Annotated in this window: 14 protein-coding genes; all 14 read left to right on the top strand. The window is 32.3% G+C overall.

Annotation, left to right across the window (positions count from 1 at the left end; genetic code table 11):
- Positions 1 to 41: 41 nt before the first annotated feature.
- Positions 42 to 923, top strand: a complete 882-nt coding sequence (locus tag ACW5R3_RS01375) for a hypothetical protein (protein WP_456577832.1) — start codon at positions 42 to 44, stop codon at positions 921 to 923.
- Positions 924 to 1,019: 96 nt separating this feature from the next.
- Positions 1,020 to 1,316 (top strand): helix-turn-helix transcriptional regulator, encoded by a 297-nt coding sequence (locus tag ACW5R3_RS01370; protein WP_456577831.1) that lies wholly within the window; start codon positions 1,020 to 1,022, stop codon positions 1,314 to 1,316.
- Between the two features lie 4 nt (positions 1,317 to 1,320).
- On the top strand, positions 1,321 to 3,363 hold the full coding sequence (locus ACW5R3_RS01365; protein ID WP_456577830.1) for a hypothetical protein: 2,043 nt from the start codon (positions 1,321 to 1,323) through the stop codon (positions 3,361 to 3,363).
- 19 nt (positions 3,364 to 3,382) lie between these two features.
- Entirely contained in the window at positions 3,383 to 4,672 is a 1,290-nt protein-coding gene (locus tag ACW5R3_RS01360) for a DNA polymerase (protein WP_456577829.1), read from the top strand.
- Between the two features lie 32 nt (positions 4,673 to 4,704).
- The gene (locus tag ACW5R3_RS01355) at positions 4,705 to 5,622 is read left to right on the top strand and encodes a hypothetical protein (RefSeq protein WP_456577828.1); all 918 of its coding nucleotides are present in this window, start codon (positions 4,705 to 4,707) and stop codon (positions 5,620 to 5,622) included.
- A 72-nt stretch (positions 5,623 to 5,694) separates the two neighbouring features.
- Positions 5,695 to 6,942, top strand: a complete 1,248-nt coding sequence (locus ACW5R3_RS01350; protein ID WP_456577827.1) for a tyrosine-type recombinase/integrase — start codon at positions 5,695 to 5,697, stop codon at positions 6,940 to 6,942.
- Positions 6,943 to 7,021: 79 nt separating this feature from the next.
- Positions 7,022 to 7,618 carry a hypothetical protein gene (locus ACW5R3_RS01345; protein WP_456577826.1) on the top strand — a complete coding sequence of 199 codons (597 nt, stop codon included), beginning with the start codon at positions 7,022 to 7,024 and terminating at the stop codon, positions 7,616 to 7,618.
- Positions 7,619 to 7,941: 323 nt separating this feature from the next.
- Positions 7,942 to 8,937 carry a hypothetical protein gene (locus ACW5R3_RS01340; protein WP_456577825.1) on the top strand — a complete coding sequence of 332 codons (996 nt, stop codon included), beginning with the start codon at positions 7,942 to 7,944 and terminating at the stop codon, positions 8,935 to 8,937.
- Positions 8,938 to 8,939: 2 nt separating this feature from the next.
- A complete protein-coding gene (locus ACW5R3_RS01335; protein WP_456577824.1) occupies positions 8,940 to 9,242 on the top strand; it encodes a hypothetical protein in 303 nt (100 codons plus the stop codon).
- 227 nt (positions 9,243 to 9,469) lie between these two features.
- A complete protein-coding gene (locus ACW5R3_RS01330; RefSeq protein ID WP_456577823.1) occupies positions 9,470 to 9,925 on the top strand; it encodes a hypothetical protein in 456 nt (151 codons plus the stop codon).
- Positions 9,926 to 10,264: 339 nt separating this feature from the next.
- Complete coding sequence (locus ACW5R3_RS01325) at positions 10,265 to 10,930, top strand: hypothetical protein (RefSeq protein ID WP_456577822.1); 666 nt, start codon at positions 10,265 to 10,267, stop codon at positions 10,928 to 10,930.
- A 499-nt stretch (positions 10,931 to 11,429) separates the two neighbouring features.
- Positions 11,430 to 12,329 (top strand): DUF4007 family protein, encoded by a 900-nt coding sequence (locus tag ACW5R3_RS01320; protein ID WP_456577821.1) that lies wholly within the window; start codon positions 11,430 to 11,432, stop codon positions 12,327 to 12,329.
- Complete coding sequence (locus ACW5R3_RS01315; protein WP_456577820.1) at positions 12,316 to 15,540, top strand: hypothetical protein; 3,225 nt, start codon at positions 12,316 to 12,318, stop codon at positions 15,538 to 15,540. The genes ACW5R3_RS01320 and ACW5R3_RS01315 overlap by 14 nt, the downstream gene beginning before the upstream one ends.
- 2 nt (positions 15,541 to 15,542) lie before the next feature.
- Entirely contained in the window at positions 15,543 to 16,670 is a 1,128-nt protein-coding gene (locus ACW5R3_RS01310) for a phosphoadenosine phosphosulfate reductase domain-containing protein (protein ID WP_456577819.1), read from the top strand.
- Positions 16,671 to 16,675 lie beyond the last annotated feature (5 nt).

The following is a 16,675-nucleotide window of genomic DNA, read 5'->3' as shown; positions in this document are numbered from 1 at the left end:
GTTAAACTTAAGTAGTCTCACTTCAATACCAATTTCCGTAAATGAGCACATACGATAGAATAAACAATGCAATAACCGAACTTCCTCCTGAATCTGCATTCAAGGTATTCGAATTTATAAAGACATTGTTCGATAACAAGCTCGACAAACAATTTTTCAAGGATACGTTCTGGAGCTTCAATGCAGCTGAACAGCATTATGTCTGTTACTATACCAAAACATATTTCGACAGTTCCGATCGTTACACATTCTTCAATAAATGGATTCAGGAAAAAGGATTTGAGTATTCCAAAGCAGGAGAGGAGCAATCATTCTTTGATTTTAAGGAAGAGCTTTACAAGAATAGGCAGCAACTGGTAGCAATCCTCATTTCTTATGAGAAAACAGCACAGAGACGTTTAAAACAATTGAAGAAGTTTAAAGTGCCTTTTAATCAGTACGGCGACTATTTTCCAGAAGGTCAAATAGATTACAGGATTCCTTTGTATTTTAAGCCTAACAAGTTCAAAAGCTACTTCCTGGATGTGATGAATGAAGTAATGTCAGTTGAACAGGCCGAAGAATTTTTCTACAACTCTTTTAAGTTTGGAAACAATTTTTACGATATCAAACTTCTCTATATCGAGTTAAATGATCTGACACTTATCAAAGAACAGATGTCTTTGGTAAAAAGGGAGTACGATAACCATATTAAATACCCGCAGGAAAAACTTGTCATGAGGTACAACGGAAAGATGGACACCATGCCAGATAAAAAACAAATATGGTATTCCAAATTGATTGATGAAAAGCCTACACTCACAGATTTTACTAAAATTATGTACAATGCCTTTCCCCAACTTCGCGATACGGCCTCTAAAAACAAAAAGGGTCTGGACCATTTTCTGGCAAGTTATGGTTCCAATCTTCTTATAAGAAAATAATCTTATCTCGTAAAAAGTGTGAAAACTCGTAACTATTACGAGAAAGGCGAACGCGCCTAACTTCATTATAATTTTGTCTTCATAACACAGAAAGTTATGGAGCAGGACGCACTACAATATCATCTTTTCAAAGTTTTTTCGGAATTAGAAAGCCGGATAGCGCAGCGAGTTGTCGACGTACTGTCTGAACAGACTAATCCTATGGTTGGAGTGCCAATAACGAGTGAAAAACTTTTGAAGGATGTAGAGTTGTGTGAAGCGCTTCAAATTTCTACAGCGCATTTCTACAAAGTCAAACGCAGACATAAGGATTTCCCTGTCTATGACATTGATGGCGCCAAACGCTATAAACTTTCTGAAGTAGAGCAATTCATTAAATCTTTAAAACAGTAGAATTATGGAACACATATTTCTAACAGCGTCTCAAATTATTTACAAACCTTGGTTTGTCATTGAACAAGGCAAAGACGCTGGCAAAGTTAAGGTACCAACATTAAATTTTATCAAATTCCTAGGAGAATTAGGATTTCGTTACGCTCTTGTAAATGGTGGTTATCAAATGGTAAGGGTAGTAGATAACATCGTCTTTACCGTAAAGGACTATTCCGAGATTATCGCAGTTGTTAGGCAATGGTTACAGGATAATTCTCATAACAACATGATTGATAGTCTCTATATAGATCAAATTGAAAGTGCTTGGATCAATAAGACACCACAACTATTCAGTCCGCTTAATCTTAAGTTTTTACCTACGGCTATCATCAATACTCATTTTGATACAGAAAACAGTTGCTTTTTATATTTCAAGAATACAGTAGTTAAAATTAATAAAGACGGTTTTAACCTTATAAATTACAAAGAGCTTGACGGTTATGTTTTCCAAGAGCAGATTATCAATAGACATTTTAATCCTAAAAAAGTTAAGAAGGTATTTCGTAATACTAATTTTGCCACATTCATCTATAACATATCTGATAAAAAAATACAGCGATCTAAAGCGTTTTTATCTTTAATCGGCTACTTACTTCATCGCTTTAAAAAGGCGTCAAATACCAAGGCGATTATTCTGTTGGACCAGTCCATCAATGAGCTCAATGCGGCACATGGCGGAACAGGCAAGAGTCTTTTGATCAAGTCGTTGAGCTACTTTAGGGAATTGTGCGAACTACCAGGAAAGGACTTCAGTAGCAATAATCAGTTTTCATTTCAAAGAGCGACCCCAACGACCAATATCATTTCAATTAATGACGTCAAGGCAAACTTCAATTTTGAGAGTATGTATGGTCGTATTACAGATAACTTTACTATAAATAGAAAGTACAAACACGAAATTGATATTCCTTTTGAACGTTCGCCAAAGATTGTTTTATCGTCAAACTTCATGATCAAGGCCCCATCAGGGCACAGTACCGAGCGCAGAAAATATGAGATAGAGCTTTCAGAGCATTATGGTCCCCATTTAACGGTATACGATGAATTCCAACAACAGTTTTTTGAAGATTGGGATGAGTATGAATGGAATGAAGTAACACTGTTCATAATCTTTTGTATTCGATATTACCTAAATCACGGACTTGTTAAGGCGGATCCTGTAAACCTTATTCAACGTAGGTTGATAAATGAATTGGGCGCTGACCTTTTGGACTTTTTGGATGAAAAGTTTGCTGAAAAACCCAAGCATCATAAGAAAGAGCTTTTCAATGAATTTAAAAATGGTGGATATGTTGATAGACGCTATGCTCCAACACAACGAACTTTCACGGTAAAGCTTAAGAAGTATTGTGAATACAAGAATCTAGTATATAAAGAGACACCTTCGAATTCAAAGGTATTCTTTGAGATTGTAGCACAACAAGCTGAACAAGCGCTAATGACAATCGAAGATTTCAAGACTGATTATAAAACAGTCGATACACCAAACAAAATGACGCGTCTGATTAATAAGATGACCAAACATTTTGGCAATAATCCAAATGCAGTTTTAGCTGTTGATTTGGAAACGACGGGATTGGATTGTTTTCAGGATGATATTGTATGTATGGCACTAACGTTTGAGAAGCGGACGGGCTATAATGTTGTCTTTCCAAAGCATAAGGCTAAAGCAGTATCATTTATCGAGCCGTTACTGGAGTTTTTAACGGCGGAACAAATCACCAAGGTGTTCCACAATGCCAAATTCGACCTTAAATTCTTACATCGTTATGGAATACCTGTTTTAGGACGTATTGAAGATACCATGATACTAGATCATTTCTTGGATCCAAATCGAAAGACACACGGTCTAAAGGAAATTTCAGAATTGCATTTAGGATATAAACAAATCAAATTCAAGCAGATGACAGATGATAAGTCAATTTGGGAAGTCCCTATTGATGAGCTGACCAAGTATGCTTGTGAAGCATACAGATTTAACCTATCAATTATACCATCATATCACTAATAAATTAAACCAGTAAAAGATGAACCAAAATATACTAGACCTAGAATATAAAACCCTTTATGTGGTATTGCAAATGGAGTTGAATGGTGTCAATATAGATACCAAAAAATGTAAACAAACACTTAAACAGCTCAAGAAACTCAATGTAACACTTATACAGAAAATTCAAGTATTTTCAAAAGGGGAAATCAATTTGGAAAGCCCCCAGCAGCTACATAGGCTATTGTTTGAAATACTACAAATACAACCTAAAATAGATAAGGTAGGTAAAAACGGGTGTTATTCCACGGATAAATCACATTTGAAAAAGTTGATGGAACAACACGAGGTCGTTCCTTTATTGTTGGATTATCGTAAAACCAACTCATTAATCAACTTCTGTAAACAATTACAAGAGGTTAATCCAGTTACAAAAAGGTTGCATGGGCAATTTAATCAAATTGGCACTGCGACAGGACGATTTAGTTGTAGTAAGCCAAATCTACAGAATATACCCAATGTCAAACTAAAGCCTAGTGAAACTAATGAGCTAAAAATATTGGAATCAAGATTCAGAGAAATGTTCGTTCCTAAAAGAGGGTGTCAGTTCATCTGTGCCGATTATTCGCAAATTGAAATACGAGTAGCAGCAGAAATGAGCCAAGATCCATTTCTGCTTAAAGCTTACAATGAAACTGATAGCAATGGAGACAAACTAGATGTCCACAAACTCACAGCTTCGGAAATTTTTGGTATACCATATTCAAAAGTAACTGATGAACAGCGTTCAATAGCCAAGAGTATCAACTTTGGATTAATCTATGGCAAAACAGCGTTTGGTTTATCAGCATCGCTAACAGAAATCACATGTAAACACCATTCTAAAGAACAAGCAGAAGTTATCATGGCTAAATATTTTGAGCGGTTCAGTGGTGTAAAAACATGTTTAAATGACCTAATAGATTTTACTGATACCAATGGGTATTCAGAAACACTTTACGGGAGACGACGTCCAATTCCGCAATTATCATCAAGTAAACTATCAGAACGTAATGCAGGTAAATGCTTAGCAATGAACTCACCCATTCAAGGGACAGCAGCAGATATTATTAAGATGGCTATGGTTGCTTGTGATGAACAGATTAAAGCCAAAGGTTTAAAGTCTAAAATGGTATTACAGGTCCATGACGAACTGTTATTTGAAGTACCTAATGAAGAAATGGAGATCATGGAAGTGCTGGTGCGTGAGACTATGGAAAATGTCGTCAGGCTGTCTGTTCCACTTGAAGTCGGCTTGGACAAAGGACATAACTGGGCAATGGCACACTAATAAATGAGTATTAACACAAAAATTACATATGAATGAAAACACAGATAAAAGATGAATCAGTAAAAGGGTATGAGTTACACAATTTCCAGATTGATTTTGTAAAACTCAAGCTATACAATGTTAACATTGGCACAATAAACTGGGGAGCTTTTATTGGGCACCCGAACTTAAAAAATCATTATTCTTTAGTTCCCAACTTACCTAATATGTATAGCAAGAATTTCGATATGTATATGGACAAAGGTAATAATATCACTGTTAGAATGAGTATTCCGTACTTAATAGAGAATCATAATTATCGAAGTATTGAAGATGCTGAAATGTGCTTTGTTTTGCAGGAACTTCAGCGTTTAACAAATTTAAACTTTCCACAAGCAAAAGTGGTCGAGTTTGAATTTGGCGCATTTGACAGTATTGACATTGACGCTTCTCAATATATTAAAAAAATTGAAGGACTTGTCAATTTTGATTTATTAAAAGCGACGTCATATATGAAGATGTTTGGCAGCAACACTGTTCATTATAAAATTTATAACGCTGTTCAAAATGCTAAGAGTAAAAAAACGTTTACGCGAGGAAATTATCCAGATTCAAAACTTATCAAACACGAATTAAAGATTAAAAGCCCTAAAGAATTTTTAGGAAAGTCTGTTACTGCTTTTGATTTGGCTAGTGGTTTATACACAGGAAAATTGAAAGTACAATTAGATTTCTTCAAACAGTTGATTATGTGGAAACAAGATGTTATTTATCAATTAGAACAAACCAATATGACACATGTATTATACACTTCTCTTAAAAATGTAGAATCGCTGCTAGAAACTACAGTTTTTAACCTAGTAAAGGAAGTAATAGATAACAGTGGTTTGACATCATCACAAAAAAGTAAACGTAAAAAATCCTTATTAGAATTAGAAACTACCTATAACGCACAACTTCAAAAAAGATAACCAATTCATATCAATATTAGGGACCTTCCATAAAAATATGGCGTATGGTTGGTCCCATAAAACTGTAAAATTATGGCAACATTAAAATTCGTATTAAATAAATCTCAACATCAAAAGAAAATAAAAAGTCAAGAATCCATGCTGATGCTCCGATATACGCATAAGAAAAAGGTTACGTATTTCACCACGCATAAAAATGTTAGAGATGACTATTGGGATGCTAAAAATCAAAAAATCAAAAGAAGCTATTCAGGTTCAGACCGCTATAATATTTATCTAACAACTGTTAAACAAAAAGTTGACGACATTGTTAATGGTCTTTTAATAAAAGGAGAAGATCCAACAACAACTTATGTCAAGTCACTTTACAATGAAACAAAAGTTGAGCAACAAAAGAAAACACAATACACATTTTTTGAGTATGCAGAACATTATTTAGGAATCAGTAAAAAAAGTAAAAGTCAAGGTACATTAAAAACTTACCGTACGGTACTTAATCAGTTACGAAAGTATGAGAGATATTCACGAACGCAATTGGATTGGCATAGTTTCGATATGGATTTTTATTACGACTTCCAAGAGTTCTATACTGGTGTACAGGGTTTTTTGAATAATGGTTTTGGAAGAGTGATTAAAAATTTAAAGGTCATATTAAATGATGCTACAGATAAAGGGTATAATACGCACCTGATGTATAAAAACAAGAATTTTAAAACTGTTAGAGAGGAAGTCAATAATATCTACCTCAATGAAGAAGAATTGCAGCGTATAATAGATCTCGATTTAAGCTATAACAAGTCAATTGAGCGTGTGAGAGATTTGTTTATAGTGGGATGTTATACAGGATTGCGTTTCAGTGATTTCAGCGAGCTCAATAAAGAACATATTGTCGGTAAAACTTTTAAAATTAAAACTATTAAGACTAACGAATGGGTAACTATTCCTTTAATCGACATTGTACAAACCATTATTGAAAAATACAAGGACAATCCGAATAGCTTACCAAAATCATGTGTTAATCAAACAATGAATAAACACCTCAAGGAAATAGGTAGGCGTGCCAAAATAAATGAAACGTTTTTGAAGATTCGAACCAAAGGACGTGACCGTCACGAAAAGTCCTTTAAAAAATATGAGCTAATAACTACGCACACTGCAAGACGGTCGTTTGCAACCAATATGTTTAAGCGCGGTATACCTTCAAGAGTAATTATGAAGATTACCGGTCATAGAACCGAAAGAGCATTTTCAACTTACATAAAGGTGTCACAGGATGAGAATGCAGAAATCATGCTAAGGTACCTAGAGCAGTCAGCATAAGTTGGTATCACATGGCACCTAAAAATGAATAAGCAGACGGAACAAAATTCAATATACAAATCGTTAAAAACACCACAGTATGAGCGGAAAAAGAACCAACTTTAAAATTATGGAACAAAAAGACTTTATTGCATACCTAGATGACAAGGGTGTCCCACACACGAAGTTATTTACGACAACAGTATTAGGCTTAAGTGTCACTAAAGTAATACCAGATCATTTTAGGTTAGGACATAGAGTGTTTGAGATCAAAACAGGAAATCAGATAGACCCAAATACGGAACTGACTGGTATTGAAATTAAACCAAAGGGAACGAAATCGTTAACCAAAAAGCAATTAATTAGAATTATTGACGAGCGAGTTCAGAATATGGGTACTAAAGGTGTGTATCACCCCAAACGCTTGAAACCAAAATGGAACTCGTTGACTGATGATAGTAAAAAGCTTGAATTATTTGAAAAGTATGTCACAAGTAAAGACTCGTCAATTGGTTTTCTAAAGCTTATCAAGGTTAATTTGTGCCATAAAACATTAGAAGCTGTTATTATTGAACATCCAACATGTGTTGATTATTTAAAATCTAAAAATGTAAAGTCACTATGTATCGATAAGTTCTCTAAATACGATCATGGTAAACAGTATTTAATTGAAAAGGGTATTGAACCTAGTGGTTAAAATTTAGCATGAAGTCATACATCCAAAAAGGCATGAAATTTGTAGGTGTGACTATAAAAATAGTAAATAACCGTAAATAGTTTATTAACTTTACGGTTGAAAATATATAAAGATATAGCGTTAGCTATTATACTTGTTATCGAAAACCGCCAATTTATAGATACGTACAAGTTTAATGGACTATCGCTCACGTTACGGCGTGGGCTTAGTTTATTTGTGCGTGGGTGCTTGGCGGTACCTCGATAACGGTAAGCTACAGTTCCACGCTTTTCGTTTTATAACACTTCTATTTGGGACTGATAGAAATAAAACTCTATCAAATAATGAACAAGATTATTTTCTTTGTTTTTGTTATATTTCAATTAAATGGTTACTCCCAAGTTGAGCTAGGACAATCTTCATCACAAACACTCTATTTACTCAATCATTTGCTTAATGACCATCCGAATTGGGAAATGGAAAAAGTATATAATAGAGGTAATTTACAAGAGATAATTATCTATCAATATGACCAAACGTTCTACGATTTATTAATTAAGGACGATGCCATACAAAGATTTGTTATGGAAGATGATGTCTATGTACTGAATATTCTACAATTCCCCTCATTGACATTAGAAACACTCCAAAGTAAATTCGACAAACACTATAATAACAAGCGAATTGAGAATTATTATTTTGACGCTGGTTTTCAATATCAGAGGACGCTAGAACTCATAGATGAGACCGCAAGTGTGTTATATCAAAAAACCGTATTTGACGAGTTGCCTGATCCTGTGCAACAACAAATTAAGCAAAAGCAACAACCCGAAGAAAATACCGATTCAATTATCGTTCAAGAGTATATCAATCCGTTAGAGAAACTCATAAGGAACACCTTTAAAATGTGTGAAGAGACAACAATTATACAAGTCAACTTAAAACAATTTGATAGTACTAGCGAATATGATTATCCAACATCTTCCTATAAAACCGTCTTCTGTAATGAAGATAAAATCATAACACTTGATTATTTGATAGAAGAAGGCGTTGATGGTTTTTATTATTTCACATTTTCGAATATGTCTTTCATTAATGTAGCCCAAATTGTTAGTAAAAGCTACAACCTTGCGTTTGACATGAACAATCAAGAGTTTCAAAAAATAGTGGATAAAGATCCTAAAAGCTATGATACCATGGAACAACAAACGCGTAAAGGGAAGCGCATTTTAGAAATCAAAAGCTATTATGATGGGAATCTAGCAGGAGATTACATCAAGATTAACCAAAAAGAAAATGGCTTAATTCAAGTTCACATTGCTTTTAACGGAATGATATAAAGATGATGAAAAAGTTTTTAGTTTTAATCACGGTTATAATATTTGGATGTAATTCCAATAATCGAATAACGGGTATTTATAAAGCAGTAAGTAAAGATGATATTTTTGAGAGTGTTTCATTTGATGGAACTGTAGTTTCATTTGGAGGTAGAATAGGAAAGTTGATGCCAGCATCAAAATATGAAGTAAAAGACAATAAGATATACGTTGAATCTCCAGAAGGTATTTTAGTTTTTAATATTATAGACTCCAATACTATTCAGTGTGAAACTTCAATATTGAAAAATGAGATATTCGAAAAGTAAAAGTTTCTTTCAGTGTCTTTTTATTAAAGAGGAAGGCACTCAAAGAAACTTCGGAAGATCTTGCTTAAAGTAGTTCTCCGTACAAAAGAAATACGACATAACCTCTTCAAAAAGCTAACTTGCAAGTTATTGTTGCTTTTATATAGATAAAGACCGCCCTATAAAAAAAGATATGCAACAGGTATCTTTTATGGGTAAAAATGGTGAAGGTTAACAAAACTTTTATCATGGATTTATTTAAAGAAACACCACAACAAAAAGACATTGCAGACTACAACGTGTATGTGCAGTTAAAAGAACTAAACTGCACGAATGAATCAATTGCTGAGCATTTAAGCTGTACTAAAGAAGAACTAGGTTACTTAATCAGCAGGCATACGTTCAGAAACAACCTGGAATACAAACTACAGGAAAGTGAAGGGGAATATTTTTTCAACGGCACGTTCTACATAACCCAATCGGTCCAAAACCTGTTGAGCCCAGATGAGATTTTTGAAATCTATATGTTCACACAGGACTTGGTCAAACAGCACAAGGGTATAGATTATTTGCAGACATTCTATAGTGTTGAACACGATTGCAAACTGTTTTTCATCGACCAATTGAATAAATCCATGTTAGAGAGTAATCAGTATTCTAAACAAGACAATTATTGTACGTTGATGTTAGCAAGTGATTATTAGTTTGGTTTTTAAAATGAAAAGCGAATGACTGGCCGTTGTTAGCCGAAGGCGTTACAACAAGTTATTCGCCAATTCTTTTCTTTAATTCCTTTTTTAACTAGCTATTTAATTATAAATGCAAGATTGGTGTAATTGAAATGCACAAATGGTGTGAAATGAAATGGATAATTGGTAATAATGGAATGCAAGATTGGTGTTTTTCTAGAAAGCAGTGACATGATTATCAAAAATGAAATGCAAGATTGGTGAATTAATAAAAATTAAGGATAGTTACATCATAAAATAAAAAAGGAAGCGTCTTTTTGGGTCGACAGCTTCCTTTTAGAAATTATTATTAAGATGTACAACAATCTCCATTCTAAAGAGAACAAGCAACTTGTTCTAAAAATTCCTGCAACAATGCTTTCAAGTGCAGAATTATCATTTAATGAGAAAATGATTCTTGGTTTAGATTATACTTATCAATCTAAAAAGGGATATACCAAGCTTACGAATTCAAAAACAGGTCAATTACTTAGCCTTCATTCAAATATTGTTTCGTACTGTCGAAAAAGTCTTATTAAAAAGGGTTATTTAACGAAATTAAAAACAAAATATACCATAACGGACAAACATAAAAAGCTTCAAACCGAGGATCAGAGAGAGGTGTTCTTGCCTTTTGAAATTTATAGTCACAAAAGCTTACCAACTGGTGCGAAACTATTATGGGGAGAATACAATTCAATAAGTAAAGGGAGGAGAGAGTATTTTGCAAAAAGAAGCTATACCTCAAAAAGATTGAATGCTAGCGAAGAAAGTATCACAAACTGGACAAAACAACTTAAGGAACATCAACTGCTAAAGAAATATGAACACCGAACAGGATATTGTACAAGTCAAAAGGTCATAATCACTTGTGAATTTATAGATGGACGTAAAGTTTTGGAAATTACTCATGTTCAAAACCCTCAAGGCGAATGGGTAATCAAAAGACCTATTATGTTAGGTTTTGAGGAGTGGGAATAGCGAGGTTAATACTTTGTGGACCACTTAAAAATGTTTGAAATCACTATTATTGAAGGGTTTTAGATGATGCTATTTTGAAGAGCTAAAACATATGCTAAAATTATTATTGAGATTACTAGATATATATTGAGTCGGAATAGTTTAAAGTATGTAATAAGATTTGTTAGATTTTTTTTAGATCCTTTAAACTTTTTTTTGAATAGAAATAGGCGTTACCGCGCTTTTCAAATTCGAGTTTTCCTTGAATTCGATAATGCATTAAATCACAGCTTTTAATTTTTGCAGTTTTCATAGCGTCTTTACTTGAGATCCACAGATTGTTTTCATTGTCAATAGACATAATTTTTTTTGGTTTTCGTGTTATGTGTCTGTTTGTTAGGTTGTTGATTGTTTGTTTTGTAATTTACAAAATAAATAATCTATATATGGATGAGTTCATCCATTTAGATAAATATAATATATTATCTTGCACTACTAATTAAATTTACATTAAAAATTAATGATTTCAGATCAAGAATCTTATAGGTTTTCGGGGCATGATACGTTTCATTGTAAGGAACAATGGATTTTGAAAGGTGCTCAACTAGTTGAAAAAGAGGGTGGTATAGGTGTTTTTAGAGAAAACGAAGCTATTCCTTTATTAGGCGTTGGTAAAAATATGGTTAGATCCATTAATCATTGGTTAAGAGCTTTTGGTATATTAAGTAAAGATGATAATGTAAGTGGTTTTGCTAATTTACTATTTCTAGAGGATAAATTAGATCCTTATTTGGAAAATGATGGCTCTTTATGGTTACTACAATATTATTTGTGCAAAACTAATCATTCATCAATTTTTCAATTAATATTTTCAAGTTATTTTTCAGATAAAGCTACTTTGGATTTTTCTGAATATCAAATTTTTAATTATGTTAATAGACTTCTTGTAAAGAAGGGATTAAAAGAAGTAGCTGAAAAAACTTTTAATTCTGATTTTAAGGTTTTTATTCGAACTTATGTTTCTCCTGCTAAAAATGAAAAAACCGTAGAAGATGATTTTAATGCCCCATTGCTAAGCTTGAATCTGGTGTCAGATACAGGAAGAAAAAACGCAGCAAATCAAACTATTTACAGATTGAATAGAGGTGTTCAAGACAGCGTGTCTTGTGAGGTTTTTGGGTATTGTATTTTAGATGAATTTAAAAATGAAACATCAATTACTTATGATAAAATAAGAAAGAAAATTGGTTCTTATCTGTGTTTATCTAATGAAGGATTAGAAACTCTGATAGATAAGCTTTGTGAAGAAAATAATGAATTCATTTATAAAGATGACGCAGGAGTTAGACAGTTACAATTGAAAAAAAACTCAGAGAATTTTAAAAATATAATGTTGAAAAAACACTATGGCATACAGTAATAATATTTCAACCAATATAGTTAGGGATGAATCTAAGGAAATAGATTACGTAGTAACCCCTAACACTAAAGAAATTTTTGATAGGATTTTTATAAATAATTATGGTGCTAATAAATCGTTTAACTTAATAGGTAACTACGGTACAGGTAAATCAACATTTCTTTGGGCTCTTGAAAAAAATTTAAATAAAGAAAAAATCTTTTTTAATGACCTAACCCCCAAAGAAGATAGTATAGTAGATTTTGAATTTATAAAAATAATAGGCGAGAATAATTCTCTTTTAAATGTATTAGGTAAAGAACTTAATCTTAGGGGGGAAGTTGATAATTCTAGAATAATTAGCGCTTTGGAAAAGAGGAGGGTAAAAGCTCTTGCAAGTAAAAAAGGTGTTGTATTAATAATAGATGAGTTTGGTAAATTTTTAGAATATGCTTCAAAGAATAAATCTGCTGATGAATTATTTTTAATTCAGCAAATTTCCGAGTGGGTAAATGATGATTCAAATGACACGTATTTTATTATTACGTTGCATCAAAATTTTTCAAGTTATGGTAATAGCTTGTCTAATCAAGATAAGTTAGAATGGGAGAAAGTTAAAGGACGATTTGTAGATTTAGTTTTTAACGAACCTGTAGAACAACTTATTTATTTTGCCAGTAAAAAACTAAAGGAGTTCTCTATTCCTGTAAAAAATAAATCAGATTTTAAGAACTTATTAAAGCTTATACAGAATTCGAAATTAGTAAGTCACAACAAATTAGTTAATGAAGAATTAAGTGATTCTTTATATCCACTAGATTGGTTGTCATCAAATGTTTTAGTCAATTCTCTTCAGCGTTATGGGCAAAATGAGAGATCTTTATTTTCATTTTTAAATGATGATACAGATTATTCGATTAAGCACTTAAAAGAAAATTTTTATTCTGTTTCTAATGTGTATGATTATTTAGTAAACACATTGTCAACAGAAATTAATAGTTCCGATAATCCTCATAGAGCTCAATGGCTAACTACCTTTAGAGCGTTAGAAAGAGCTGAGTTAGTTTTTGAAGAAGATTACTTAAAGGTTTCAGAAGTAATAAAAACCATAGGATTAGTTAATATTTTCTCTAAGGTAGGGGGGCTTTTTGATAAAAAATTTATCGCTAGATACTTTAAGCTAACAAGAGGTTCTGATGTCCTACCTATTTTAGATGAACTGGAAAGAGCAGGTATTATTAGATTTTATAAGCATAGCAATAAAATAAATTTTTTAGAAGGAACAGATTTAGATTTAGAACAAGAATTAATTACTGTTAGTAGAGAAATTAATCCTGATTTTTCTATTGCTAATGAAATTAAAGAGCTCGTAGATCTGCCTGTTATACTCGTTAAAAGATATTCTTTTGAAACGGGGACGAGACGTTTTTTTGAATACCGAATATTTGACTCGTATAATGAGGTTACAGAAGCAGAGGGCGTAATAGATGGTTATATTAACTTGGTTTTTGAAGATTTAAAAGTTTCTGATATTAAAAAGAAATCAAAGGATTCTATTTCTAATATTTTTGTGTTGTATAAGAACTCTTTTCAGATTAGAAACGAGGTTTTAATGATTCTAAAATTTAATAAGCTTTTAGAAAAGCATCAAGACGATAAAAACGCATTAAAACTTTTAAATTCTGAAAGGGAGTTTCATTTGCAACAGCTAGAAAATCTTGTAATTAATAAGTTGTTTAATAATGATAAGAATATCTGGATTAATAATGGTAAAGCTGAGCTTATAGTAAGTAAGCATAAACTTTATGAATGGTTAACGGAGATATGTTACACTATTTACGAAAAAACACCAGTATTTAACAATGAACTTATAAATAAGCAATTTTTAAGCACGCCTATTAGTACAGCTAGAAAATATTTGATAAGAAGTTTATTGGAGAATGTTCACTTAGAAAACTTAGACTTTCCTAATGATAAATTTCCTCCTCAAAAAGCTATTTATATTAGTTTATTAAAGGATTCAGGAATACATCAAGAAAATAAAAAATTAGGTTATTATGAGTTAAAGAAACCAAGTAAAAAGTCTTACTTATATAATCTGTGGCAGGAGTCTGAAAATTTTCTAAAAAGTACTTTGTCCAATAAAAGAAACTTACTTGAATTTTATGAGCTATTGGAGCAAAAGCCCTATAAACTTAAAAAAGGTTTTATTGACTTTTGGGTGCCGATCTTTTTGATAGCCAAAAAGGAAGATTATGCGTTGTTTCATTCAAATGGAGGGTTTGTTCCTTTTATAACAGAAGACACCATAGATTTGATCCATAAAAAACCACAAGACTTCCTAGTAAAAAGTTATGATGTATCAGGGTTAAAGGTTAATTTATTAGAAAGTTACAAGGAGTTAGTTCAAATTGGTGATTCTAGTTCTAAAGGAACTCAATCTACTTTTTTATCTATTTTCGGAAACTTTTTAAGGTTTCAAAGAGGATTAAATAACTATACTCTTAAAACCGACAAATTATCTATTAAGGCAATTAAGTTAAGGGAAGCAATTATTACCTCAAGGGACCCTGAGGATGCCTTGTTTAATTTATTCCCAACAGCTTTAGGTTTCCATTCATTAGCAATAAAAGAGGATGTAGAGGTTCTTAATTCATTTACAAACCATATTCAAGATGCTATTAGGGAAATACGTAGTGCTTATGATGAATTGCTTAATAGGGTAGAACGGGTTATTATAGATTCACTTTATTGCTCATCTCGGGAGTTTGAAGTTTATAAAAATGAAATTAACTCTAAGATTAATCAAATTAATCCATCGACTTTAGGTAAAGTTCAAGGTGTTTTTTACAAACGGTTGATGTCTCCTTTAGATGATAGAATAAGCTGGATTAAATCTGTTGCAGATGCAGCCTTAGGAAAAGGTCTTGAAGATTTATTAGACGAAGAAGAACTTTTATTAATGGATACAATAAAAGATTTGTCTTTAGGCTTAATAAAAGCTTCTGAAATTCGTAGCTTTAACAATAATTCTAAGCAAGGTACATTATTTTCAATTCGCTTTTTTGGTGAGACGGGAGAATTTGTTGATAAATCATTAGTTGTAGACACAAATAGCTCCAAAGAATTTATGTCCATCAAGCAAAATATAAGCAAAACAATTAACAAGTTAGATGAAGCTAAAAGGAAAGAACTTTTAATTGAGCTGCTCTCAAAAGAAATGCATATTTAGTAATGGGAAAAGTAAAACATTTATTAGGTATATCAGGTGGAAAAGATAGTGCAGCACTATCTATTTACATGAGTCAAAAATACCCGGAATTAGATATAGAATATTATACCTGTGACACAGGAAAAGAGCTTAAGGAAACATATGACTTAATAGGTAGGTTAAATTCGGTTCTAGGGCGGGATATAGAGCTATATAAGTCGATGGATGAAGACAATTCTCCAATGAAGAATCCATTTGATCATTTTTTAGCTATGTATGGAGGTTACCTGCCTTCTGCTACGGCTAGATGGTGTACAAATAAAATGAAATTACAGCCTTTTGAATCTTATGTGGGTGATGAGCCCACTATTTCTTACGTTGGGATTAGAGGTGATGAAAATAGAGAAGGGTATATATCTAAAAAAGAAAATATTCAAACTATATTTCCTTTTAGAAAAAACATTTGGAGTGAAGATGTTATAAAAAAACTATTAATCAATTCTAATATGGAAATGGTTAAAGCTTATTATACAGAATATTCTAATAAGAATGTATTGGCTAACGCTCTACAGTATATAGAACAGCCTATTTCTCCTAAGTTTACACAAACACAAAAGCTAAATGCTTTAATGGATGTAGATTTAAAGTTGTTTAATAAAGTTGTTTTTGAATTCCTAAAAACTACAGATTATCCAATAGGTAAGCTAGATGTATTTCCTTTGATTGAAAATGATGAAATTATTGGGCTTAACAATGTTTTTCAAATACTTGAAGAATCTGGAGTAGGTGTTCCAGCTTATTACAAACCAATAGAGTATGAAGTAGAGATTGATGGAGAAATAAAAAAAGGAACCTACTCTAGAAGTCGTTCAGGTTGTTTCTTCTGTTTTTACCAGCAAAAAATAGAATGGGTGTGGCTTCTAGAGCAACATCCAGAACTATATGAAAAAGCCATTGAATACGAAAAAGAAGGGTATACCTGGATGGCAGAATCTCTGGAAGTATTAAACAAACCAGAAAGAGTAGCGGCTATTAAGAAAGAGCACTACTTAAGAATGAATAGACAAAAGAAAAAATCTAGAACTGGACAATCTTGGCAAGATGAAATATTAGAAGCAGAAGGTGAAGGTTGTGCTAGTTGTTTTATTTAATAACA

The organism is Algorimicrobium bowmanii, assembly GCF_054031195.1.
Note: the sequence above shows the minus strand (reverse complement) of the source record. Positions and strands in the feature narration are given on the sequence as shown.

What these genes read in the sequence shown, in the direction of transcription:
- ACW5R3_RS01375 (WP_456577832.1), top strand. Translation starts at nt 42, where the DNA reads ATGAGCACATACGATAGAATAAACAATGCAATAACCGAACTTCCTCCT.
- ACW5R3_RS01370 (WP_456577831.1), top strand. Translation starts at nt 1,020, where the DNA reads ATGGAGCAGGACGCACTACAATATCATCTTTTCAAAGTTTTTTCGGAA.
- ACW5R3_RS01365 (WP_456577830.1), top strand. Translation starts at nt 1,321, where the DNA reads ATGGAACACATATTTCTAACAGCGTCTCAAATTATTTACAAACCTTGG.
- ACW5R3_RS01360 (WP_456577829.1), top strand. Translation starts at nt 3,383, where the DNA reads ATGAACCAAAATATACTAGACCTAGAATATAAAACCCTTTATGTGGTA.
- ACW5R3_RS01355 (WP_456577828.1), top strand. Translation starts at nt 4,705, where the DNA reads ATGAAAACACAGATAAAAGATGAATCAGTAAAAGGGTATGAGTTACAC.
- ACW5R3_RS01350 (WP_456577827.1), top strand. Translation starts at nt 5,695, where the DNA reads ATGGCAACATTAAAATTCGTATTAAATAAATCTCAACATCAAAAGAAA.
- ACW5R3_RS01345 (WP_456577826.1), top strand. Translation starts at nt 7,022, where the DNA reads ATGAGCGGAAAAAGAACCAACTTTAAAATTATGGAACAAAAAGACTTT.
- ACW5R3_RS01340 (WP_456577825.1), top strand. Translation starts at nt 7,942, where the DNA reads ATGAACAAGATTATTTTCTTTGTTTTTGTTATATTTCAATTAAATGGT.
- ACW5R3_RS01335 (WP_456577824.1), top strand. Translation starts at nt 8,940, where the DNA reads ATGATGAAAAAGTTTTTAGTTTTAATCACGGTTATAATATTTGGATGT.
- ACW5R3_RS01330 (WP_456577823.1), top strand. Translation starts at nt 9,470, where the DNA reads ATGGATTTATTTAAAGAAACACCACAACAAAAAGACATTGCAGACTAC.
- ACW5R3_RS01325 (WP_456577822.1), top strand. Translation starts at nt 10,265, where the DNA reads ATGTACAACAATCTCCATTCTAAAGAGAACAAGCAACTTGTTCTAAAA.
- ACW5R3_RS01320 (WP_456577821.1), top strand. Translation starts at nt 11,430, where the DNA reads ATGATTTCAGATCAAGAATCTTATAGGTTTTCGGGGCATGATACGTTT.
- ACW5R3_RS01315 (WP_456577820.1), top strand. Translation starts at nt 12,316, where the DNA reads ATGGCATACAGTAATAATATTTCAACCAATATAGTTAGGGATGAATCT.
- ACW5R3_RS01310 (WP_456577819.1), top strand. Translation starts at nt 15,543, where the DNA reads ATGGGAAAAGTAAAACATTTATTAGGTATATCAGGTGGAAAAGATAGT.